22 protein-coding genes are annotated in these 21,971 nt (G+C 28.0%); 14 read left to right on the plus strand and 8 right to left on the minus strand.

From position 1 onward, the window contains the following. Positions 1 to 227: 227 nt before the first annotated feature. From ACYPV9_RS13950 to ACYPV9_RS13960, 3 genes are all read right to left on the minus strand, one after another. Positions 228 to 662: a hypothetical protein gene (locus ACYPV9_RS13950; protein ID WP_459744725.1), complete on the minus strand. Its 435-nt coding sequence runs from the start codon at positions 660 to 662 to the stop codon at positions 228 to 230. Positions 663 to 1,363: 701 nt separating this feature from the next. Then, a complete protein-coding gene (locus ACYPV9_RS13955; protein ID WP_459744727.1) occupies positions 1,364 to 1,738 on the minus strand; it encodes a hypothetical protein in 375 nt (124 codons plus the stop codon). Next, a complete protein-coding gene (locus tag ACYPV9_RS13960; RefSeq protein ID WP_459744730.1) occupies positions 1,725 to 3,215 on the minus strand; it encodes a hypothetical protein in 1,491 nt (496 codons plus the stop codon). The genes ACYPV9_RS13955 and ACYPV9_RS13960 overlap by 14 nt, the downstream gene beginning before the upstream one ends. Positions 3,216 to 3,622: 407 nt before the next feature. Here ACYPV9_RS13960 and ACYPV9_RS13965 point away from each other — a divergent pair, with 407 nt between their 5' ends. The 10 genes from ACYPV9_RS13965 (at position 3,623) to ACYPV9_RS14010 (ending at position 13,332) form a co-directional block, all read left to right on the plus strand. Beyond that, entirely contained in the window at positions 3,623 to 4,840 is a 1,218-nt protein-coding gene (locus ACYPV9_RS13965) for a tyrosine-type recombinase/integrase (RefSeq protein ID WP_459744732.1), read from the plus strand. Between the two features lie 9 nt (positions 4,841 to 4,849). Further along, positions 4,850 to 6,205, plus strand: a complete 1,356-nt coding sequence (locus ACYPV9_RS13970; RefSeq protein ID WP_459744736.1) for a hypothetical protein — start codon at positions 4,850 to 4,852, stop codon at positions 6,203 to 6,205. A 90-nt stretch (positions 6,206 to 6,295) separates the two neighbouring features. Beyond that, positions 6,296 to 6,580 carry a helix-turn-helix domain-containing protein gene (locus ACYPV9_RS13975; RefSeq protein ID WP_299066115.1) on the plus strand — a complete coding sequence of 95 codons (285 nt, stop codon included), beginning with the start codon at positions 6,296 to 6,298 and terminating at the stop codon, positions 6,578 to 6,580. A 5-nt stretch (positions 6,581 to 6,585) separates the two neighbouring features. Further along, entirely contained in the window at positions 6,586 to 7,479 is an 894-nt protein-coding gene (locus ACYPV9_RS13980; RefSeq protein WP_459744740.1) for a hypothetical protein, read from the plus strand. 135 nt (positions 7,480 to 7,614) lie between these two features. Next, on the plus strand, positions 7,615 to 7,797 hold the full coding sequence (locus ACYPV9_RS13985; protein WP_459744742.1) for a helix-turn-helix domain-containing protein: 183 nt from the start codon (positions 7,615 to 7,617) through the stop codon (positions 7,795 to 7,797). 22 nt (positions 7,798 to 7,819) lie between these two features. Beyond that, entirely contained in the window at positions 7,820 to 8,725 is a 906-nt protein-coding gene (locus ACYPV9_RS13990) for a DNA adenine methylase (RefSeq protein WP_459744744.1), read from the plus strand. A 4-nt stretch (positions 8,726 to 8,729) separates the two neighbouring features. Further along, entirely contained in the window at positions 8,730 to 11,069 is a 2,340-nt protein-coding gene (locus ACYPV9_RS13995; RefSeq protein WP_459744746.1) for a DGQHR domain-containing protein, read from the plus strand. Between the two features lie 13 nt (positions 11,070 to 11,082). Beyond that, positions 11,083 to 11,997 carry a type II restriction endonuclease gene (locus ACYPV9_RS14000; protein WP_459744748.1) on the plus strand — a complete coding sequence of 305 codons (915 nt, stop codon included), beginning with the start codon at positions 11,083 to 11,085 and terminating at the stop codon, positions 11,995 to 11,997. 14 nt (positions 11,998 to 12,011) lie between these two features. Next, complete coding sequence (locus ACYPV9_RS14005; protein ID WP_459744750.1) at positions 12,012 to 12,836, plus strand: protein NO VEIN domain-containing protein; 825 nt, start codon at positions 12,012 to 12,014, stop codon at positions 12,834 to 12,836. 7 nt (positions 12,837 to 12,843) lie between these two features. Further along, positions 12,844 to 13,332, plus strand: coding sequence for a DUF7004 family protein (locus tag ACYPV9_RS14010; RefSeq protein WP_459744752.1), 489 nt, complete (start codon positions 12,844 to 12,846; stop codon positions 13,330 to 13,332). Here ACYPV9_RS14010 and ACYPV9_RS14015 read toward each other — a convergent pair. The 4 genes from ACYPV9_RS14015 to ACYPV9_RS14030 form a co-directional block, all read right to left on the minus strand. After that, a complete protein-coding gene (locus tag ACYPV9_RS14015) occupies positions 13,329 to 15,419 on the minus strand; it encodes a hypothetical protein (RefSeq protein ID WP_459744755.1) in 2,091 nt (696 codons plus the stop codon). The two genes, ACYPV9_RS14010 and ACYPV9_RS14015, sit on opposite strands and share 4 nt — an antisense overlap. Before the next feature lie 172 nt (positions 15,420 to 15,591). Then, positions 15,592 to 16,110, minus strand: a complete 519-nt coding sequence (locus tag ACYPV9_RS14020; RefSeq protein ID WP_459744757.1) for a hypothetical protein — start codon at positions 16,108 to 16,110, stop codon at positions 15,592 to 15,594. Next, positions 16,111 to 16,638: a hypothetical protein gene (locus tag ACYPV9_RS14025; RefSeq protein ID WP_459744759.1), complete on the minus strand. Its 528-nt coding sequence runs from the start codon at positions 16,636 to 16,638 to the stop codon at positions 16,111 to 16,113. Further along, positions 16,625 to 16,861: a helix-turn-helix domain-containing protein gene (locus tag ACYPV9_RS14030; RefSeq protein WP_459744761.1), complete on the minus strand. Its 237-nt coding sequence runs from the start codon at positions 16,859 to 16,861 to the stop codon at positions 16,625 to 16,627. Before ACYPV9_RS14030 ends, ACYPV9_RS14025 begins: the two co-directional genes overlap by 14 nt. A gap of 66 nt (positions 16,862 to 16,927) precedes the next feature. Here ACYPV9_RS14030 and ACYPV9_RS14035 point away from each other — a divergent pair, with 66 nt between their 5' ends. The 4 genes from ACYPV9_RS14035 to ACYPV9_RS14050 all read left to right on the plus strand — a co-directional run bounded on the left by ACYPV9_RS14035 (position 16,928) and on the right by ACYPV9_RS14050 (position 21,042). Continuing rightward, on the plus strand, positions 16,928 to 17,797 hold the full coding sequence (locus tag ACYPV9_RS14035; RefSeq protein WP_459744763.1) for a DNA-methyltransferase: 870 nt from the start codon (positions 16,928 to 16,930) through the stop codon (positions 17,795 to 17,797). Further along, positions 17,784 to 18,689, plus strand: a complete 906-nt coding sequence (locus ACYPV9_RS14040; protein WP_459744765.1) for a DUF5655 domain-containing protein — start codon at positions 17,784 to 17,786, stop codon at positions 18,687 to 18,689. The genes ACYPV9_RS14035 and ACYPV9_RS14040 overlap by 14 nt, the downstream gene beginning before the upstream one ends. A gap of 1,129 nt (positions 18,690 to 19,818) precedes the next feature. Then, entirely contained in the window at positions 19,819 to 20,259 is a 441-nt protein-coding gene (locus tag ACYPV9_RS14045) for a DUF6943 family protein (protein ID WP_459744768.1), read from the plus strand. A 138-nt stretch (positions 20,260 to 20,397) separates the two neighbouring features. Further along, positions 20,398 to 21,042, plus strand: coding sequence for a DUF6266 family protein (locus ACYPV9_RS14050; RefSeq protein WP_459744770.1), 645 nt, complete (start codon positions 20,398 to 20,400; stop codon positions 21,040 to 21,042). 193 nt (positions 21,043 to 21,235) lie between these two features. Here ACYPV9_RS14050 and ACYPV9_RS14055 read toward each other — a convergent pair whose 3' ends face one another. Further along, a complete protein-coding gene (locus ACYPV9_RS14055; protein WP_459744772.1) occupies positions 21,236 to 21,889 on the minus strand; it encodes a hypothetical protein in 654 nt (217 codons plus the stop codon). Positions 21,890 to 21,971 lie beyond the last annotated feature (82 nt).

The raw sequence follows: 21,971 nt of genomic DNA on the forward strand, positions 1-21,971 counted from the left end.
TTTTACGAGTGAGAGAGTGTTTAACATTTTTGAATTCAAAACTTTTTTATAAATTCCATTTTCAGAGTTTGAGTGAGCACAGTTTTTGGCAACGTGTTTGTATATGGTTTGTTGCGTGTTTTAAGCAACTAATTTAGTAAATAATTACGGACAAAGAAAATCCGCGAGGATTTTCGTAAGTAGGCTAGAACTAGCAATAAATTATATACGGTGTTGTACGCAGGCTTTTATTCATTCTTTATTTTTATAAATCTAATTTCATTCGAATCGTAAAGATTAAATATGATTTTTTCGTTTCTATTTCCTCCAAATTGTGAAGCATATTCAATTAAATTTCCATTTTCGTCATAAAATTCAAATTGTCCATCAATTCCTCCTGTTTTCCAAGTTCCGCTTTTTGCAATTCCAACATTTTCTTTTCCATTAAATTTATAAGTTCCGTCCGCAAACAAATTCAATTCAGAGTTATTTTTTTCTTTTCCTTTTTCAACAGTTTGAATTTCATAAGTTCCAGAAAATTCCTCCATTTCACTTTTATTAAAAGATGGAACTGCTATTAAATACCAAAATGTAATTAAACCAAAACACATTATTGGAACTGTTCCAATTCCGAATGCAATTTTTTTTAGTTTTTGAGATTTCTTAAATATTCCAAATAACAATACAATCAGAGAAATTAGCAGAAATATTCCACCAATAAAAATCAATAATATGAATAGTAAACTTTCCAGCATAATGTTTTTTCAGCTTGCGTACAACGTGTTTGTGTATTGAAAGTTGCGGTTTTTGTGAACGGCTATTTTCCGGAGGAAAATATAAGTGAATAAAAAGCAGCAACTTTAGTTTAAGCTAAAATTAAGCAATTTTTATTACACGGTGTTGCCCAAAGTTAATTTTTCCACTTTCCACTTTATTTTTTTACTTTTATTAAATTCAGATTATTGAGTAATAATTCCGTGTTTTATTGAGTTTTCCGATATTCTTATTTTTCAAAACTTATTCAATTCCGCAAACTTGCTAAATTCAGAGTTTGAGTAAAAATTCCGCAAAGAACTTAATTCCACAAACTGGCTAAATTCCCACGAGCGAGAGAGTGTTCCACTTTTTCGTTTTTCATTTATTTTTTTAACATTTGATCGAAATTTTTTCCGCTTTATTTTGCTCAAAAAATCATTATTTTAAACGACTTTTTTTAGAGAGTTTGAGTGGTTTCCGCTATTTTGGGCAACGGTTTTGTATATGATTTCGTTACGTGTTTCAGCAACTAAATTAGCAAATACAAACCGAATAGAAAATCCGCGAGGATTTTCGTAAGTAGGCGAATACTAGCAATGAATTATATACGGTGTTGTGGTTTGTATTTTTATTCGTAAAATTTTCTTAAAACTTCATATTCAATGTATTTTCCTTTTTCTTTAGTAATAATTCTTAGGTTTTTAAAATTATTAAGCTCAATAACATTTTCATTACCATCATTATATTTTAATGTTTTGTTATCTAGAACCCATTTCAAGTCTATAAAATTTAATTTTTCAAACTTACATTTATTAATTTCTGTTTTTTTTGAAATTTGAAATATAATTTCATTTGAATCATTTTTAGTATTTAAATACATTAATTTATCTACCCTGTCAAATTCAATAATATTTTCTTTATTTACATATAAATATTTATACTCTTGTTGTGCGTTATAAATATTAAAAAAGGCTAATAGTAATAATATTTTAAATGCATTCATTCTTGCTGGTTTTGTTAAAATCAGAAATAGATTTCTTAATTCTTTCTTGTTCGTTTTTTGTAAATATAGGATCTGCAAACATATTAGTCCATGCTTTTGTACCTTGAAGACCAACCCATGATAAATCTTTATAAAGCTGTTCAGGATAAGTTTTTGCTATTGAAGTTGCGTATTCTTTTAAACCAATTTCTATTGCGTTTCTATAATAATCTGCTATAAAATTATGTTGAGCATTTTTTTTGTCCTCATTGTAATAGTTAAATAAGGTTGGCCATGAAATTTCTCCAATAATGACTTTTGAAATATCATTAGAAGTTGATTTAATCTTTCTGAATATCTCTGCATGTATACTTTCATGTAGTATAGTTCTGACAACAGATAGTGAAGGTCTTTCATTACTTGTTTCCTTGTTTAAAGTAATTTTAATGTAAAATGAATTACCATATTCTGTTAAACCATTAAGTAAGTTACCATTTTTATCTTTTAGATTTGATTTTTCACTTAGTACAAGATGTACTGGAGCTTTTACCCCATTAAACTTTTCTAAAGTTTTTTTTAATAAATTAATGTTTTTCATTTTTCCATAAGTACATTCAGCTTTACCAGTAAGTTCATTAATAATTTGTTCATCCTCTTCTTCCTCCAAGATTTCAATACAATCAGAAGCTGTACTTTTATTTTGGAAACTTTCATCTCCATTTGCACAAGGGATAATAGGTACAGTTTCACTACCATCATAACCACGACTTCCACCACCATAACTAAAATCGATTTCGTTACCACTGCTTTCACTTAAATTAGGTTCAGCTGAACTATATGAACAAGTTTGATAAGATGAACTTGTCCAATTACTTTTGTCTCTATTAGGGCAAGTTGTATCTGTTCCTTCTACAAAACTGCCATGTTCAGAACAATTTCTTGGAGTATATGTAGTGTTCCAACTACAAGACCAACCTTCTTTATTATGAAATTCTATATTGTTTTGTTCTAATAATTCTTCTATATTTCCTTTAAAATAAGTTCTACTTGTTTTTACATTTAGAAATAAGTTTGTACCACTTTTTTTATAGAAAATATCACTATACTTTACAATATAACCTCTTACAGTGTCATTTTTCTTTTCAACGACTAAATTTTCAGTTATGCTCTTATCCTTATTATTTCTTTTTAGTAAGAAAGTATAGGAAGTATAGTTTTCTTTCTTAATTTCATAAAAATTACTAAAATCTATAGTAAACTCTTCGGATTTTTTAGCAAAACCGTTTTCATTCAAATAAGGATTAAGCTTAAATTTTTCAGAAAGAATTATAAAGTCTTTATCTTTTTTCGCTTCTGATAAAGTTCTTTGCTGTGGAATAATTTCGCTACTAACTTCAATAGGTATTATTTCTTCCTTTTCACAACTAAATAAGAATAGAGAAATTCCAAAGAATAGAATTCCAAATTTTAGTAGATTTATTAATTTGTTTTTTTTCATTTTCATAATTTTAAATTTAGTAATTAATATTCAATTTTTGTTAATAACTAGTTCCAATTTTAAGTTTTTAATTCAGAAATTTGAGTGGAATATGAACCACAACGGTCTTGTGTATGATTTCGTTGCGTGTTTAAACACTAAAGTTAGCAAATAAATCACAGATAGAAAGTCCGCTAGGACTTTCGCAAGTAGGCAGTGACCAAGCAATTAATTATACACGGTGTTGTCTAGTTGTTATATTAAATCTCTTTTAATTTCACTTAATAACCTGTAAATAAGGACTTTTGTTGTTTTGTGTAATGCAAAATAATGTAATAAAATACAATAAAAAGCATTGTTTGTTGTACCTATTGTTGTACCTTAGTATTGGTTTGCATCCTATTGCACCTATTATAAATCAATACGTTATGTCTTCAATAAAAGTAACATTAAGAAAAACTAAAGTCGATAAGTCAGGAAAAGCACCTCTATATCTTAGAGTGATAAAAGACAGAAAAACTAAATTCATTTCTTTAAGCTTAAAATTAGAGCCTAATGAATGGGATGAAGATAAACAAAAAGTAAAGAAAAATCATAGTAATTCTACACGACTAAATAAATACATATCTCGAAAGGTTGCAGATGCACAAGGACAGATAGCAGATTTAGAAACCAAAAATCAATCCACATCGGCAAGAAAGCTAAAAGAAGCTATTAAGGGCAAACCTTTAGTTAATTTCTTTGAGTATGCATACAAACGTTGCGAAAAGCAAAAAGACACTTTAGCATTATCAACATATAATAACTATAAAAACTACTTGAAAAAGTTTGAAAAGTTTATAGGTCATAAAGAATTAATGTTCGATGATATTACTGTAACCACATTAAAAGATTATGCAGGTTACTGCAGCACTACTTTAGGCAACAATAATACGACTATAAATTTTTCTTTAAAGATTCTTAATCTAATGTTTAAAGAAGCGCAGAGGGAGGATTTAATACCGTTAAATCATTTTCCTTTCAGTAAGTTTAAAGTTAAGAAAGCAGAGAGTACAAAACGGTTTTTAACTGCTGAACAGTTAGAAGATTTTATTAAATTAGAGGTTTCAGGCAAAGCGAAAGCACAAATTATAAAAGATATGTTTCTTTTTTCTGTCTTTTCAGGTGGTTTAAGGTTTGGTGATGTAATAGAACTAAAGTGGAATAATTACAATGTTAAAACGCGTAAAATAACCAAGACAATACGTAAAACAAACAGGCAGCACAGTATTAGAATTGGTCAGGTAGCAATAGATATCTTAGAAAAATATAAAAAAGAAAATGTAAATCAAAACGATATAATATTTCCTTTCGCAAATATTGACAGCGATTATTTTACAGACAGAGAAAAAAGAGCAAAAGTAGTAAGACAAGCAATAGCGTTAAGTAATATGTATTTAACTAAAATGGGTGCAACTTTAGATTTGCCTTTTTCCTTAACTTTCCATATTAGCAGGCATACCTTTGCTACTAGAGCTTTAAGTAATGGGATGCGGATAGAATACGTATCTAAATTAATGGATCATTCAGATATTGGCATAACACAAGTGTATGCTAAAATTATAAGTAGTGAATTAGATAATGCAGTAGATAAATTTATCAATTAATATAAGACTATGAAAAGGGAAAAAAAGATTGAAGAAATAGAAAGAAATGTAATTAATGTATGTGGCAATAAGGTTTTAGAAATAAGAACAGATGTTTACGAAAAGCCTTTTTTAATAAAATACTATCCTGCACCTAAGCATAATATGGATAATTGCATGGGTTGTAAAAGAACCCATAAAACTATTTTAGAAAAAGCGGAAATACATTTTAAAGAATTTCCTGATTGTTGTAAAGAGCACTCTAGATTAAGTAAGCATAAGTTTTACAGTAAATCAGATTTTTATGGTTTGGAAACTATGATTGCAGATAAAATACTTTTTACTCATCATCATATTGTTAATAATCTATTTAAAGAAAATTGGTATTTAGAAATAACAAATTATATAGATTATGCGTATCAAAGTTTTGGTTCTTTACCAATTAATTGTGGTGAACCTCCTGGGCTAAGTTGGTTTTTAGATTATTTAATTGATATTCATTTAAGTCATAAATTAGAGTCTTTGAATGTAGGTTTAGAAGACAGGCATAATAAGATAATAGATTATATAAAAAGATATAGGGGAGACTATAAAAAGGGTGATAATAGACATGTAGATAGTAAAGATTTCAATCTCATGTTAAATATCTATGATAAATGGTATAAGTACTTTCCTTTCGAATTAGCTATTTTTTCAGGATTACAGAAACATTTTTCAAATAGATTGCCATTGTTTGAGGATGAGTCAATTTATAATCCATATTTAAAAATAACTCAAAGAAAACTCTTATCTAAAGAACAATTATTAAAGCATTTATTAAAAGTAACTAAACAAATTTTATCAGCTATTGACACTACGCAATTTCTAGAGGATGATTATATCACAAATAAAACAAAGTATGAGTTTGATTTAAAAAAGAAAACTCATAAATTAAAACAAGAGAGTTTGTTAAGGGAGTTTTCTAAAGGTGAAAAAGAGTATATGAAAACGATAAAAAAATGGTTAGATAATGAAAAATCATTTTTAAAGGAGATTCAACCCTCAATTAAACAACTACCAGCAATAAAAAATAATGTAAAACATAATTTTGAAACAATATTATCAGACCAAGTAAAACGACAGTATGTTTTTGATCTTCTAGAAAATTTAAGTATTATTTCAAATGGTAAATCGATTTTAAGCACTAGAAAAAAAGGAGCATTGAGAGGTGTGGTAGAAGCGTTAAGAGAATCTAATATTTTGCCACATTTAGGTATTGATAAATTATGCACAATAATAGCAAAAGAAATAGGCTTAGAGTTGAAGTCAAAACTTGATTACTCAGATATATCTAAAAAGTTTCAAAAAGACGCAAAACAATACATAAAAGATAATCCTCTTCATTAAAATACACTCAATATAAGGTCTTATAAGGTCAACCTTATAACGAGCTATCATTGGTGCAATCTTGCGGTATAATTTTAAATATATCAATAGATGAGTGCAGTAATTTTAACAGCAGAACAGTATCAAGATTTAGTAAACAGATTAGAACAAGTTAATAAAAAACTTGAAGAACAATCAAAACCATCACATGAAACCTTTCTTGATAATCAAGAGTTTATTCAACTAATGCATATTAGCAAAAGAACGGCTCAAACTTGGCGTGATGAGGGTAGAATATCATTTTCTCAAATTGGTAGTAAAATTTACTACAAAATGAAAGATGTAGAAGTCTTGTTAGATAAGAACTATAACAAAGCCTTTAAAAATAAAAGGTAACAGGTTTGTACGATACAATAAAAATCAAGTATCGAGTAACTAGCTTACCAATTGAAGTTTTAGAACAAGAAGAAAAATCATTTCTCTGGCTAGGGGTAAAATGGTGTCCTACTTATAACGATAAAACTAAAGAGGTTAATGGTTACAAGACTAGTGTAGATAATTTAAATTTACGCTTAAAAGGCGGAGTAATATTTTGTAATAATTCATTGCAAAAATGGTATACAGGTAATAATTACAAATTATTTACCTATTCACAAGTCGTTAAGGCATTAGAAAAGTTAGATAGTGTTTTACCTTTTAACGTATACGATGCTAAGATACATTATTTAGCAGTAGGTACAGTAATAGAAGAAGAAGCAAAACCAATTTTAGATACTTGGTTAAGCTTAAACGGTAAACAACCAACGCCAATGTTAGGTGCTAAAAAGCAATACGGTAAAAAATTTTATTTTACAGATTACAATATTAAAGGGTATGATAAAACTTTTGAAGTAAAAATACACGACCGTGTAAAGTTAAATAAACCATTGTTTAGGTTTGAGTTAGAAATCTATACTCGAAATTTAAACAAGCGTAAAAACTCTATAGGTATTTATACTGTTAAAGATTTAATTAATAAGGCTAAATATCAAATGTTAGTAGATGAATTATTTTTAAAGTATGATAAAATAGAAAAGCAACAATGTATGCCTTTATCAAAGCTTACTAATAAAGAAAAAGAAGTGTTAGCATTATTTCAAAATCCAGAGATACTTCAGCAGTATAAAATAGACCATTCTGAAACATTTAGCAATCGTAGAAAGGTGTATAATAGAATCAAGAAGTTATCAAACAATCAGTATTTAATACACGTAAAAGAAAAATTAAAAACAAGTTTAAAACACACGCTATTTTAGTACTTGTAATATAACATAAAACAGGGGTAATAAGTACTTATTATTTTAATTTATTTAATGTTGTAAAAATATAACGTAATTCTGTGTATTTATAGTGGTAAAGTAGTATATTTATAACTCGAAATAATGGTGTAAATGAATAGAATTAAAGAAGTACTCGAAGAAAAAGGTATTAAGCAGGTTTGGTTAGCAGAAAAACTTGGAAGAAGTTTTAATACCGTAAATGGATATGTGCAAAACAGAAGCCAACCAAGCCTTGAAATGTTATATGAAATAGCAAAAATTTTAAATGTTGAACCAAAAGAATTGTTAGCTTAATTCAGTTAAAAATAAGAGTATTATGAGTGCAGATAAATCTATAATTGCAAAACCATTTCTTAAATGGGCGGGTGGTAAAACACAGCTTATAGAAGAAATTAAAAATAACTTACCTCTTAACATCACAAATGATACATTTACTTTTATTGAACCTTTTGTGGGTGGTGGTGCTGTTTTTTTTTGGATGATGGAAAACTTTCCAAACATCCAGAATGCGGTAATTAATGATATAAATACAGATCTAACAGATTGCTATATTACAATTCAACAAAATGTAGAAGAGTTGATAGAGGTTTTAGATACTTTTCAAACCGAATATCACGATATATTTCAGAATATTGAAAAGTCTAAAGAGTATTATTATACAAAAAGAGATCTTTTTAATTCAAGAGAATCTGACAGGTTAGTTCAAAGTGCTTTGTTCGTTTTCTTGAACAAAACTTGTTTTAATGGTTTGTATAGAGTTAATAGTAAAAATAAATTTAATGTTCCAATTGGTAGGTCTAAATCTTTACCAAAAATATGTGACCAAGAAAATTTATTGCTTGTTTCTGAAGTACTTCAACGTACAACTATTTTAAACGGTGATTATGCTGAAACTTTGAGATTTGTTGATAATAATGCTTTCTTTTATTTCGATCCACCTTACAAGCCTTTAAGTGAAACATCTAGTTTTAATTCTTATGCTAAAGACGTATTTGATGATGCACAACAAATTAGGCTTAAAGAATTCTGTAATACTATAGATAATTTGGGATATCAATGGATGTTAAGTAATTCAGATATGAAGAATGTAAACCCCGAAGATAATTTCTTTGATGATTTATATCAAGATTTTAATATCTTTAGGGTTTATGCAAAAAGAACTATTAACTCTAAAGCTAAAAAAAGAGGTAATATTACAGAATTATTGATTACAAATTTGTAGTGCTATGAATGAAAAATTGAAATCTCAGATTCTAGGAAAATTAATTTCTGATAATCAAATAAACTCTGAGAAAAGAAAAAGAAAAAATCTTTATGATTTTGAAACTATTCCTGTAAAAGATGATGAACATAGAGAAAGTGTTAGAAGGGAATACGAATCAAATGGATGGGAGTTTAATAGGGATTACAGTAAGTCTTTAAAAATGAAGAGTTTAAAAACTCATGATTTAGCTTTTGAAAATAAAGTATGGGTTATGATTTCAAATTTAGGTTTTGATTTTTTAAATAAAGACAGAAATTTTATTTTACCATATGATGATGATAATACACAGCAAATTGATGTTTTTGCAAAAGATGCTGAATGTGCAATTTATGTGGAATGTAAATCTTCCAAAAATAGGAAAAGAGGTGATTTTAAACAGTTATTAGAAAGTTGGGAGTCAAAAAAAAGAGGTGTTGAAAATTCTATTAATGAAATATTTTCTCCTTCCAAACTAAAGAAAAAATTTATTCTAGCTACAGAAAATCAAACTATTTCAGAAATAGATTTAGAACGATTAGAAGCACTAGGTGGTATTCATTTTGATGAAGAAACAGTAGATTATTATCTTGATATGTTTAAAGAATTGGGTGCTGCTGCTAAATATCAGTTTTTAGGTGCACTATTCTCTGGAACTACAATCCCTGAACTTCAAAATAAAATACCTGCAATTTCAGGTAAAATGGGTGGTCACAAGTATTACTCCTTTTCTATAGAGCCAGAAAAGTTATTAAAGATTGGTTATGTATTACATCGTAATAAGGCTAATAATAACATGATGCCTACTTATCAAAGGGTTATAAAAAAAAGTAGATTAAAATCAGTGTCTGAATTTATTGAAAATCAAGAAAGCCCAGGTTTCTTTCCGAATTCAATTATAATTAATATAGATTCAAAAAGAAAATTAAAATGGGAGGCTGCTAATACTCAAGTTGATGATGCAATATCCAAAATTGGTGTTTTACACTTACCTAAAGAATATAAGAGTGCTTATATAATTGATGGGCAACACAGGCTTTATGGTTATGCAAATTCTAAATATAAATCTACAAACTCAATTCCTGTAGTGGCTTTTATTAATTTAAGTAAAACAGAGCAGGTTGATTTATTTATGCAAATAAATGAGAATCAAAAGGCAGTTCCAAAAACGTTAAGAGATACCCTAAATGCTGATTTAAAATGGAGTTCTAAAAATTTAAAAGAACAAATGCAGGCTATTTGCTCAAGAATTGCTATTTCTCTAGGTGAAGACAAAGATTCACCCTTTTATGATTATATATCAATTGGTGAAGATAAAAGAATATTGACAACTACTGCTTTTGGTATAGGGATTAAAAAATCTAAATTTTTAGGAAAAGTTTCTAAATCAGAAATTGAAGAAATGGGTATTTTTTACAAAGGAGATTTAGATGTCGCTTTTGATCTTATGAAAAGATATTTGAAAGAATGCTTCCAATATCTTTATGATAACTTAGAATCAGATTTTTTAAAGGGAAAGGATAGCTTTCTGTTTGTAAATAAAGGTATAACTTCCACGATAATGGTTTTAAGTGATATTTTATTAACTATTCAGAGTAAGCAAAACCTTATGATGAATAAAAATAATTTGAATTCAATAATTGAATCATCAAAACATTATTTAGATAGTTTAATAAACTTTGTAATTAATTTAGATGTTAGTATAGCAGAAAAATTAAGAAGAGAAAAAGGTGCTGGTGCACCTGTAATATATTGGAGACAATTTCAACTAGCAATTAGAAACCAAAATCCTCACTTTAACCCCGATGGTTTAGATGAGTATATTAAAAGGCAAGAAAGAGATTTAAATAACAAAACCTATAATTATATAAAAGACATAGAAATCTTTTTAAAAGGTGATGTTAAGATGCAATTAACAGACAAGTTAACTGATGAATGGGCTTGGAAAAAAGGTGTTCCGGAAAAAGTTCAAGATAGAGCAGAGGAGCTGATGCGTAAAAAAAATAGAGAAAGGTCTAAAGAAGAGGAAACTACTGAATGGGATAATTTAAATTTAATACACTACGAGCAAATTGCATCCCAAAATTGGTCTAGAGTCAATCCTGATACTGGTAAAAGAGAAAAGTTTATGGAAATAAACTATACATTACCAGGTACAGAAAAAAGCAACAAGAAAGAACAAATTTCCTGGTTTAATAAAATTAATATAATTAGAAATATAGTATCTCATGTATCTGGAGATCAAATTACAGATGAACAATTTGAACTTGTTGAAAAAATTCATAGATGGCTAGTAAAAAAAGAAATTAAGAATAGTTTCCAATAAATAATATAAAACTATGAAAAAGTTAACAACCCTATTAGGTTTGGGTTCTGATGATGATTTATTCAAGCAAATAATGTCAACCTTAAAATTAAAAGGAATCACTCAATGGGATTACTTTGTAAAATGGGAAAAAGTTCATAAAAATATAGCTCCTTATGAAGTTGAATTGAATATTCTAAATGTTCTAATTGGTAAAGAAAATATTAAGGAAGAGCTAACTTCATTAATACTCCAATACCCAAAAGTGGTAAATGTAATCCCAATTCTATTGGCTATTAGATTTAAAACCAAAGAGGACCAAAAAATTAATATCGTTTCTGACCTTAAAACATTTGAATACGATCATTTTGACTTATCTATTAAAACTCCAAATCAACAAGAGGCAGAATCCATAGCTTCTTTTTTTGTGAAGTGTGGTTTAGGTGATTTAGTAAAAGATAAAAAAGTTAAAAATTTAGTTGACTATGCAACAGGTGTTGAGGTTGGTTTAGATAGTAATGGTAGAAAAAACAGAGGTGGCCATCAAATGGAGAATGCTGTTGAGTTTTATATTAAAGAAGTTTGTGAGGAACTAGGTTTGGTATACTTAAAAGAGGCAAATGCTAAAGCGATTAAAACTGCTTGGGATATTGATTTAGCTGTAGATAAGTCTTCAAGACGCATAGATTATGTAATTAACAAAGCAGGTAAACTATACTTTTTTGAAGTTAATTTCTATAATGGAGGTGGTTCTAAACTAAAATCTACAGCAACAGAGTATGTAAATATGAATCAATATTGGAACGCTCAAAATATTGAGTTTATTTGGATAACAGATGGTGCAGGTTGGTTAAGTGCTACTCTACCTTTAAGGGAGTATTTTGACAAAAGTGAGTATTTGCTGAATTTAGAAATGTTGAAGAATGGGATACTTAAAGTAATTATATAATCAAATAACCTTTAATGAATAACGAAACTTGCATTCACGGTGGTATATCTCCTGTTTCCCTACTACAAAACTTACATCACAACCAAGGTGGTAGTGGTAGGCATCATTGTCCTACTTGTGCTTTTGAGGAAGGTTTTATTTTAGGAAGTAGTAATAAATGGAAAAACTATGATGATTATTGCTCTGTTTTAACTGATGATGAAAAATGCCCTCAAGGGAGTGTTGCTTCATCAATAATTCTAAAGAGTTTAGGTGTAAATCAGGGTGGTACTGGTAGACATAAGTGCACTAATTGTGCGTTTAAAGAAGGTTTTAAATTAGGCCTCTTAAATTCTAATTCTACCACAACTAGTTTAACTCTAGTTACACCCCCTAAAATAAAACCAACTAAAAGAAAAAGAACATTTCAGCCTCATAAAAGCACTGACTTTATAAAAAAAGAATTACAAAATAAAAAACTTGGTCTACTTGGTGAAATTGCGGTTCTTAATTCTGAGATAGCATATTTAACTAATAATAATCGTACTGATTTAGCAAATCTGGTAGAGCATTCTTCTGTGGTACATGGTGATGGACTTGGATATGATATCTTATCTTACGACACTAAAGGCAACAAAAAACTCATTGAAGTAAAAACTACTAGAGGTGCAAAATCACGACCTTTCCATATCTCAAGAAATGAAGTTGAGCGCTCAAAAGTAGATAATACTAACTTTTACTTATATCGTTTATTTGATTTCGACACAAATTCAAACGCTGGAGAATACTATATTGTAAAAGGAGATTTATCTACTAAACTAAACCTAGAAGCAATAGAATATTTAGGTTCACCTATTTAAAGATATTATGGTAAGATTAATTAAAGATTTATTGAACAACAGAAATGTAATATTTGATTCAGGTAGTTTTGATGATTGGTGTGTATATGTCGTAGAACAAAATGGTTCAAGAAGAGCTCCTTTCGATGTCGATTATTTTACAGATTTAAAAAATATTTCAACTCATTATTCTGGTAATAAAGTTTATAATGATTTTGTTTCAATTTATAATTTAACAACAAAGATTATTGATGCTAATGTTATAAATAGAATTAATGCAATTGTACCAACTTATCAATTATTACATCAACCACACATAGAACAATGGTTTACAGTATTATATGCAGGTATGATAGCAGAAGAAAATAAAAAATATGCAATACTTAAAAAACGTGTAAAAAGATTAGGGATGCACCAAGTATTAATAGATAATTTATCACCAAGTGTTGCTGCTAATTTTAGTAGAGGTAAAAAATGGCATGAGTTGGATGCTATAATGAAACCAAAGGGGTTTTAGTGTTTTTCAAAATTATATTTAGACGTCCAAAAATCATTGACTATTTCTGGTTTTTTAACAAATTCCTTTAATAAAGATATGTAGGTTGCATTATTATGTCTTTCGGTGTTTAACTTTAAAAATATATGTAAATCATTTAAGCGTTTCTTTTGCTCTATACCAATTTTTTCATACAAATACATATTGACTTGAGATTGCCAATAACTATAGTTTTCATTTACTATAAGCTCAGAGTCATTTTTAGTGTTTTTACACTTCTTAGGTAGAAAGTTATTAGAAAATTCATCATGAATAGAATATTCATTTGTGAAAAGTAAGTTTTCAATTGTAATTAAATATCTAGATAAGTAATATTGATTATTAAATAAACTATTTTCTAAAATTTCAGTTTCAGGATTTGCTACCATGGTAAAAAATAAAATTTTAGTCAAAAGAGTTTTGTTTTTATGTGATTCCACTCTCAAATCTTTACGTATACTACGAGGGTCTATTTCTTTAGGGTAATTTAATAACAATATTCTTGTCAAATTTAAATCAATAAATTTTTTTTCATAAAGTCTCGTAGAAGGCATTATACCATAACCATGTTCATTTTCACTATTAATAGTTACACGGTCCATGCTGTTTTTTAAAAAATCCAAGATAATTTGTTCATTAATGATAGGTGTGTTTTTTGTTAAAAGATATTTACTTGTTTCTTTATCTATATTACGTACGTTAAAGCTTCCGGATTGCCCAGTTGTTGTTTTTAATTCATTACTTTTATTGCAATGAATAAGAAAAAGTGATTCTTTTTGATATAAATTAAATAGTTCTTTCTTTGTTAATGTGTCACTAGTGTTTATATATAAGTTTATAGATTGGAGTGTTAGTTTATTGTTTTTTAGTAAATGTTTATTTGTAATATCATTTAGAAATGGTGTGAATTCTGTGTTTAAATCTTTATAAATATATCTTATAACATTAAAAACAAGGGGGGTGGTGTTTGCGGGTTTATCTAAAAATGTATCAGGTATAAGGCTAAGGTTGTTAATTTCTAAAGCATATCCAAATAAGCTTCCTTTGAATGGGTATACTATATTATTTTCAGCTATTCTTTCTTTCCTGGTTTTAGGTGCAAATTTCTCATTTGAAAAATAAGTCAAGAGTAAAAATGGTAACTTACTTCCATTTTCAAATATCTCAATTTCTAAATTGTTTTTTCTCTTAAATTTAAGCGCCGGTATATATTCATCAGGTTTGTGATACTCTTGTTCTATTTTCTTCTTAAAGCGTTTAAAAAAATGCTCTTCTAAAGGTTGTAATAATTCTGTATTATTATTTTTAATCTTTTCAATTTCTATTTTATAAAGTTTATTAAAGTCGCTATTATGTATGTTATTTATAGTATTTATGGGTGTGTTTTTAAACACTCTTTCTTTATAAGAGTCAACTTCTTTCTTGTGTTCTATGATTGCGTTTACACTGTCCGTAAGTTTTTTGTATAGCTCTTCTTTATCCATATATAAATGTCTCAATTTACTTAATAGATTTTTATAAAAACTATATCCATCTATTTTACCGTTAGTTTCTGTAAAAGGAGTAAGTATATTATGCCACAATATAATTTGCTTTAATTCTTCAATTTCAAAAGCAATTTTATTATCCTCTATAAGTAAATCTTTATCACCGAATAATTCTTCTTTCAATGTTTTAAAATATTGCTTTGTAATAATAGAAAATTTCGTATTGTAAAATGTAGATGTTTCATGCTCTGGGCTGCTTAACAAAACACATAATTCTTTTAATTGTTGGCTGTTTAAATTATCGTGTTTTAATTTGTTAATTATGTCGATTATTATGTTATAAATGTTAACTTTTTGTTTAATCCCATTTTTCTCTAAAATAAAAATACAATCAGCAATTATTTTATCTTTGTGTTTAATTACTGTATTGGTTTGAATTCCAACATGTAAGCGTGTATTGTTTTTTAATGTTTTGACATGAATATTTAGAAGATAATCATTCTGGTGTGAATTAATTTTATTAATTTTTATCACCGCATTTAAAGCTTTTTCAAAAAAAAACTTATCGCTATTCTTTTTCATTTTATTTTTTTAATATTGATTATTCAAAGATAATAGGTTGGTATTGAAATTTCTCAACCTATCAATATTAGCTTCTTAGAATATATTTTCACAATTTAAGCACTTAATCAGTTTTCCAAGTACATTATTTTTTAATTTTTTAAAGGTTTGATAGTTTATCATAAATATCAAGTTATAATCCGACTTCACTTAAAGGTAAATCAACTATAAAGTATTTGCAGCCTACACTTTCTATATATTCAAATACATCTTTGAATTTAGGTTGGTCAAACCATTCACTTAAAACATAGTAATATTCAACATTTAAACCTAACCCTTTAAAAAGGCGTTTATATTGTTTACTTTTAAAATCACATGTTTGTAATTTTTCCGACACAGAACCGCTTATGCCTTGGTATTTTTTTTCTATTATATAAATAGTATCCTTTACAAGTAGAACTCCATCAGGTAATAATTGAGAAGATATTCTTTGTTTAAAATTTATTCCATTAGGTGTAAGAAAATTTCTATATAAACTATGTTTTTCATAGTATCTTGCAACTACAGTTCCATTTTTGAAAACATTATCACCTAAAAGAGTATAGTCAGGATGTGCAATAATTGCATCCCTAAGATCTGCCCTTTTTTCAAATTTCAATCCATTTTTATTTGTGTTAGCTCCTCCTCCAATAGTATTTGGTAATCTTGCCATTTATTTAACTTCTAATAAAGCGTTATAAAACATAGTTCTACCAGAATAATTCCAATAAGTAACATCTTGTTCAATGAACAACCATTTTATACATTCTAAAATTAATTCAGTTGAATGCCCTGTTTTAAAATCAAAATTATCATTGGTTAATGTTTTACAGTTGTATAAGTTTGTAACCTGTTTAAAAAGAGATGTATATAATTCTCGATCTTCATTTAGTTTTGCTTTTAAATCATCTATTATGTGTCCGTGTGCAGGTCTTGTTGTAGAGCGTTTATCTTTTATTCCAGAATTAAAATTTGTATCGGTTACATTTAAAGTGAAATCAAATCCATTGTTAAATTGAGCTGGTCTTCTTAAATAAACTTTACAACCATTTTTTAAAACTTTAGTAATGTAATCGTATTTAGAGGTTTCATTTCCTTTTCCCGTTCCAGGTTTTTCATCTAAAAAAATATTTATTATTTCTTTTCTAATTTCAGACCTATCGTTACTAAATTTTTTCTTTGTTAAATCAATTTCTGTCATAGCTATTTTTTTTTATAAATAATTCTTCTATTTTTATTTCAAATACTTTAGCAAACTTTTCAATATTTAAAAGAGCTATATTTCTTTCTCCTCTTTCTATCATTCCAATATAAGTTCTATGAAAACCAGACTGATATGCAAGTTCCTCTTGGCTCCAACCTTTTTCTTTTCTAAGTTCTCTAATTTTATTGCCAAAGCTTTCTAAAATACTATCTTTACTCATAGCTCAAATTTGAGGAAATACATACAATAAGTCTACATACAATAAGTATCATTAATTAAAATAAATATGTCAAATTATTATAATTCAGAAGACGAAAATTTTAAACTCATAAAAGGGGATTGCAGAAAAGTTATTCCGAGTTTGGAAGAGAAATTTGATTTAGTCTTTGCAGATCCTCCTTATTTTTTATCTGGTGGTGGCGATACTATTCAAAGTGGTAAAATTGTTAAAGTAGATAAAGGTGTTTGGGATAGACCTACAACAAAGCGTATCATGTCTAACTTTAATCGTAAATGGCTTACAGAGGTTCGTGATAAAATGAAAGACAATGGGTCTTTATGGATAAGTGGTTCTTTTCATAATATATTCAATATTGCAGAAATACTCTCAGATTTAGATTTTAAAATACTAAACTCGGTAACTTGGCAGAAAACCAATCCACCACCTCATTTAGCATGTAGGTACTTTACGCATTCTACTGAAGTTTTAATTTGGGCCAGAAAACATGAGAAAAAAGCACACTATTATAATTATAAGTTAATGCGTGAGATAAATGGTAATAAGCAAATGAAGGATGTTTGGATATTACCTGCTATTGCGCCTTGGGAAAAAAAGTTTGGTAAACATCCAACACAAAAACCTTTGTCAGTTTTAACAAGATTAATATTAGCATCAACAAAACCTGGAGATTTAATATTAGACCCTTTTTCAGGTAGCAGTACAACAGGTATAGCAGCAAATCTGTTGGGAAGGAAGTTTATTGGTATTGATACACTTAATAAATTCTTAAATACTAGTATTGAACGAAAAAAAGAAATTGATTCACTAACAAACAAAAAAGATTTTAATAAATTTATAGGAAAAATAAGAGGTTTTGATAATGATTTAAAACTTTCAGAAATTATAGAAAAACAATTGCTAAATGAATCTATATAATTTAGAGAAAAATAACTCTATAAAGCACATTAAAGAAAAACCTTTTAAGCTAGAGAGAGATATTCAAAATGTATTCGAGAATAATTTAAATGATATTATGGGTTTAACTTTAGTTAAATCAGAATTCAGTATAAAGAATAAGCGTATTGATACTCTAGCTTATGATGCACAATCAAATGCATTTATAATTATTGAATATAAAAGAAGTAAAAATATAAGCGTTGTAGATCAGGGTTTTACTTATTTAAGTTTAATGTTAGAAAATAAAGCAGATTTTATTATTGAATATAACGAGACATTAAAACAAAATTTAAAACGTACAGATGTCGATTGGAGTCAAACAAGAGTAGTTTTCGTTTCAACCAGTTTCACAGAAAACCAAAAAACAGCAACAAACTTTAAAGATATTGCTATTGAATTATGGGAAGTAAAAAGGTATGAAAATAATGTGATTAGCATAAATGCTGTAAAGAAAAGTAAATCAGCAGAAAGTATAAAGCCAATTACATCAAGCAATACACAATTAGCATCTGTTACAAAAGAAATAAAAGTTTATACAGAAGAAGAACATCTAATAAATAAACCAGATTCAATAGTAGAACTTTATGAAACGTTTAAAGAAGCTATTCTAAACTTAGCGGATGATATTGAGGTAAAAGCTAATAAATTATACGTTGCCTTTAAAAAAGAAAAGAATTTATCAGATATTGTTATTTTAAAAAAAGGTTTAAAGATTTTTATAAACCTAACAAAAGGTGCTTTAGATGATCCGAAGGGTTTAATGCGTGATGTTTCAGGTACAGGGCATTGGGGTAATGGCGATTATGAAGTGGTTATAAATAATACTAAAGATTTGGAATATATAATGAGCTTAATAAAACAGACAATTTAGTATTTATTTCCCCACAACCCAAAACCCAGTTTATTGCGAAAAGCAAAAAACCTCTGTCTTTTGTCTTGTTCCGCTTTCCAATTCAAGTTTAGCGTTTTAATATTCTAAAGGTACTTGCATTTTGTAGTTTGTTTTTTCTCAGGTTCTAAAACAACTACCAAAAGCAATTTTTATTATTATTTTCATAAAACACAAAACTCCCCAAAGCTAAGTTACATAATAGAAGTTATAATACTCTTTCGTAAACTACAGGTAGTTATAACTGCTATTATGTAAAATAGCCGCTTATCCCAAGCGCATTTCCGTAAATCAACCATATTTTGAACTAATAAAGAACATTCATGCATTTTTGCATTGTTTTTATAAGTGCTTTTTAAGTTTCGTTACATCAAGACTTGTAAATTTAAAGTTGAGGTTTATATAAGATAATTTGTAAAGCACCTATAAAATCAAAAAAAGCCAATAAGAGTATAACTTTTTATTTTTAAGTAAACACGTCAAGTTGTTTTCACTAAAATTGAATGCTTTCTTAATTTTCTATATGTAAGTTAAAATGTTAGCTGTAATAGGTTTTAGTATCGGTTTTTTCCATTCAATTTTAAAGAAACCAATCAATATATTCAGTACAAGCCAAATAAAAAGCAATACACTTATTCCCGCTACTGCCAACGCACTAGGTACTCCGTATTTAATTATTTCAATAAAACAAGAAACCCACATCGTAGAGCGGTGGGTAAAAATTGCTATGAAAAAGAATGTGAGTTTAAACCCACTGTACTAGTAAATATAGTGAAAATTGTAATACAAATTACGTTTTAAGGTGTTTTTTGTCAGTTGTTTAATCTTTAAATATTTAAAACCCTTTTAGAATCAATAAATAAAAAAAGATAGCAAATATAAGTGCCTTGCATCATCCAACGCTTTTAGGCTGTAAAGGTCAAGCCCTTTGGGTTTTGGATAAAACTTTTTTTTTAATAATATTTTTCTTTTTAAACCAAGATTTAGCTGTAAAAAACTTTTACCCAAAAACCTTGACAGCCTATCCCAAGGCACTATTCTAAGGCATATCTCTTTTTACTTCCAAAAAAATGTGCGAAGCGCAGCGAAGCATAATTTAAATTGGATACCTATGTCAACTTTTGAAATCAAAACACATCAAATTGGTCGCACTTACTCAAACCCACATTTTTTTATTTTAAACAAAGGGCTTAATAGTGGTAAGCCACTTGAAAAACCTTGTCCAAATTGTTTTGTAATTACTACTTCAAGTCCAGAATTAAAAAACACATTATTTCACTTGACTATGATGCTGCAAATAGGTGGTTTATATGCAGTTTATTTAAAAGGCAGTGTAATTCCGTTTATTACTATTGATGATTGTAGAAAAACGCTTAAAAATGGATTAGAAGCAAATTCTTCTGGCGGTAATGTATTACAAAAACATATAAATTTAGTTGAGGTTATCAGTAACAAAGAAAAAGAATTGCAAAAAGTAATTGAAAAAATGGCGATTTTAAAGGTTGCATATATTCAAAATTGTTTCAATCTAATGCAAACTAAAGAAGCTTGATGCAAAGGCATCGTAGACCATTAAAAAGGTAACAAAAATGCTTATTTTTGGTTATATTAGAGAAGTTAGCAAGGTTTAAAATCAATATTAAGTCCGTACCACATTCGAACGAGTATTAATTTAAATATTTTTTATAAGATGGGGAAAATCTCTCAAGGAATTTTAGGAGGACTATCAGGTAAGGTAGGCAATGTGATCGGCGGTAGCTGGAAAGGTATTGATTATTTAAGAATCAAACCTTCTAGTGTTGCTAATCCAAGAACAGAAGGGCAAGTGAATCAGCGTAATAAATTTACAATTACATTAGAATACTTGCAAGCTAACAAAGAATTTATAAAAATTGGTTACAAAGCTTTTGCAACAAAAAAGACTGAGTTTAATGCTGCAATGTCTTATGTGTTAAACAATGCGGTTGGTGGTATTGCACCTAATTTTACAATTGATTATGCAAATGCATTATTGAGTAGAGGTTCTTTATCAAGTGCATTAAATCCTACAACAGATATAACTACTCCGGGGCAAGTGAGTTTTGCATGGGATGATAATTCAGCAGAAGGTAATGCAAATGCAACTGATAAAGCAATGGTTTTAGTTTATAATCCAAGTAAAAAAGAATCAATTTATATATTGGGTGGTGCGGATAGAGAAGTAGGTACTCAATTGTTGAGAATCCCAAATACTTACGCTGGTGATACCGTTGAATTATTTATGGCGTTTGTTACCGAAGATTTAAAAACAGTGTCAAATAGTGTGTATTTAGGCTCTGGTACGGCAGCACCATAATAACAGGTGGTAATACATATTTAAAAACCGTTTCTAAGCAATTAGAAACGGTTTTTTTATGCAAATAAATTATAATATTTTCTTTTTATATTTAAGAATTAAAAAGTTGTACCTATGTTGTACCTATTTTAATTTGTTTGTAAATAAGTCAATAAAATCAATACATACAGAGTGTTATCTACACAACACGGTGTTACCTGCTGGCTTTTCTTTCAAATTTTTCTACTAATTGTGTTTTATACTCATCAATTTCTTTTGTAGTATAAAAACAACAAGGTTGGTTCTGTATTTTCCAAGATCTAAATTTAAAAACTCGACCATTAGATTTAAATTCCGATTCCGTTAACCGAGTAAATCCTTTTTCAGTTTGGTCAGAGTTTAAATAAATTCCAGAATCCATTTTTATATCTGTTTCACGAAGGTTTTCATTAAAGTCAGAAGACGTTAATAAAATTCCGCTTTTTGGAATTTCTATTTTTTTATTCCAAGTCAAGGCTGAAATAGACAAATCTTTCGAATTTTCAACTCCATAAACTATGGTTACGTAACTTTTATCAAATTCAGCCGGTATAATCAATGTTTTAGTCCGATTAAACTTATAGCTGTAAATAACTATTATTAAAAGTGCTAAAGTCAATTCAGTTAGAAAAATCTTTTTATAATTCTTTAGCCATTTTTTTAATCCGAAGTCCACAGCAAAAAGGAATATTCCAATTACAATTAGAGTTACTACAGCAAAAATTCCCCAGCCTAATTCCTTTTCTTTAATTACAATTATTATCGCCCAAATAATTGACGATATTGATAAAATCAGAAATGGTGTTATTTTTTTTAGCGTGTTGTTCATTCAGCTGTCTTGTCCTGAAATATGGCTACAGGTTAAAATTGAATTAAGCTGATAATTTATATACCATATTTGGTGTTTTATA

The sequence above is a fragment of the Polaribacter sp. OB-PA-B3 genome, assembly GCF_054589375.1.

Excerpts from the sequence above, each read along its gene's own strand:
- ACYPV9_RS13955 (WP_459744727.1), bottom strand. The coding sequence starts at position 1,738 with ATGAATGCATTTAAAATATTATTACTATTAGCCTTTTTTAATATTTAT.
- ACYPV9_RS13960 (WP_459744730.1), bottom strand. The coding sequence starts at position 3,215 with ATGAAAAAAAACAAATTAATAAATCTACTAAAATTTGGAATTCTATTC.
- ACYPV9_RS13965 (WP_459744732.1), top strand. The coding sequence starts at position 3,623 with ATGTCTTCAATAAAAGTAACATTAAGAAAAACTAAAGTCGATAAGTCA.
- ACYPV9_RS13970 (WP_459744736.1), top strand. The coding sequence starts at position 4,850 with ATGAAAAGGGAAAAAAAGATTGAAGAAATAGAAAGAAATGTAATTAAT.
- ACYPV9_RS13975 (WP_299066115.1), top strand. The coding sequence starts at position 6,296 with ATGAGTGCAGTAATTTTAACAGCAGAACAGTATCAAGATTTAGTAAAC.
- ACYPV9_RS13985 (WP_459744742.1), top strand. The coding sequence starts at position 7,615 with ATGAATAGAATTAAAGAAGTACTCGAAGAAAAAGGTATTAAGCAGGTT.
- ACYPV9_RS13990 (WP_459744744.1), top strand. The coding sequence starts at position 7,820 with ATGAGTGCAGATAAATCTATAATTGCAAAACCATTTCTTAAATGGGCG.
- ACYPV9_RS13995 (WP_459744746.1), top strand. The coding sequence starts at position 8,730 with ATGAATGAAAAATTGAAATCTCAGATTCTAGGAAAATTAATTTCTGAT.
- ACYPV9_RS14000 (WP_459744748.1), top strand. The coding sequence starts at position 11,083 with ATGAAAAAGTTAACAACCCTATTAGGTTTGGGTTCTGATGATGATTTA.
- ACYPV9_RS14005 (WP_459744750.1), top strand. The coding sequence starts at position 12,012 with ATGAATAACGAAACTTGCATTCACGGTGGTATATCTCCTGTTTCCCTA.
- ACYPV9_RS14010 (WP_459744752.1), top strand. The coding sequence starts at position 12,844 with ATGGTAAGATTAATTAAAGATTTATTGAACAACAGAAATGTAATATTT.
- ACYPV9_RS14015 (WP_459744755.1), bottom strand. The coding sequence starts at position 15,419 with ATGAAAAAGAATAGCGATAAGTTTTTTTTTGAAAAAGCTTTAAATGCG.
- ACYPV9_RS14020 (WP_459744757.1), bottom strand. The coding sequence starts at position 16,110 with ATGGCAAGATTACCAAATACTATTGGAGGAGGAGCTAACACAAATAAA.
- ACYPV9_RS14025 (WP_459744759.1), bottom strand. The coding sequence starts at position 16,638 with ATGACAGAAATTGATTTAACAAAGAAAAAATTTAGTAACGATAGGTCT.
- ACYPV9_RS14030 (WP_459744761.1), bottom strand. The coding sequence starts at position 16,861 with ATGAGTAAAGATAGTATTTTAGAAAGCTTTGGCAATAAAATTAGAGAA.
- ACYPV9_RS14035 (WP_459744763.1), top strand. The coding sequence starts at position 16,928 with ATGTCAAATTATTATAATTCAGAAGACGAAAATTTTAAACTCATAAAA.
- ACYPV9_RS14040 (WP_459744765.1), top strand. The coding sequence starts at position 17,784 with ATGAATCTATATAATTTAGAGAAAAATAACTCTATAAAGCACATTAAA.
- ACYPV9_RS14045 (WP_459744768.1), top strand. The coding sequence starts at position 19,819 with ATGTCAACTTTTGAAATCAAAACACATCAAATTGGTCGCACTTACTCA.
- ACYPV9_RS14050 (WP_459744770.1), top strand. The coding sequence starts at position 20,398 with ATGGGGAAAATCTCTCAAGGAATTTTAGGAGGACTATCAGGTAAGGTA.
- ACYPV9_RS14055 (WP_459744772.1), bottom strand. The coding sequence starts at position 21,889 with ATGAACAACACGCTAAAAAAAATAACACCATTTCTGATTTTATCAATA.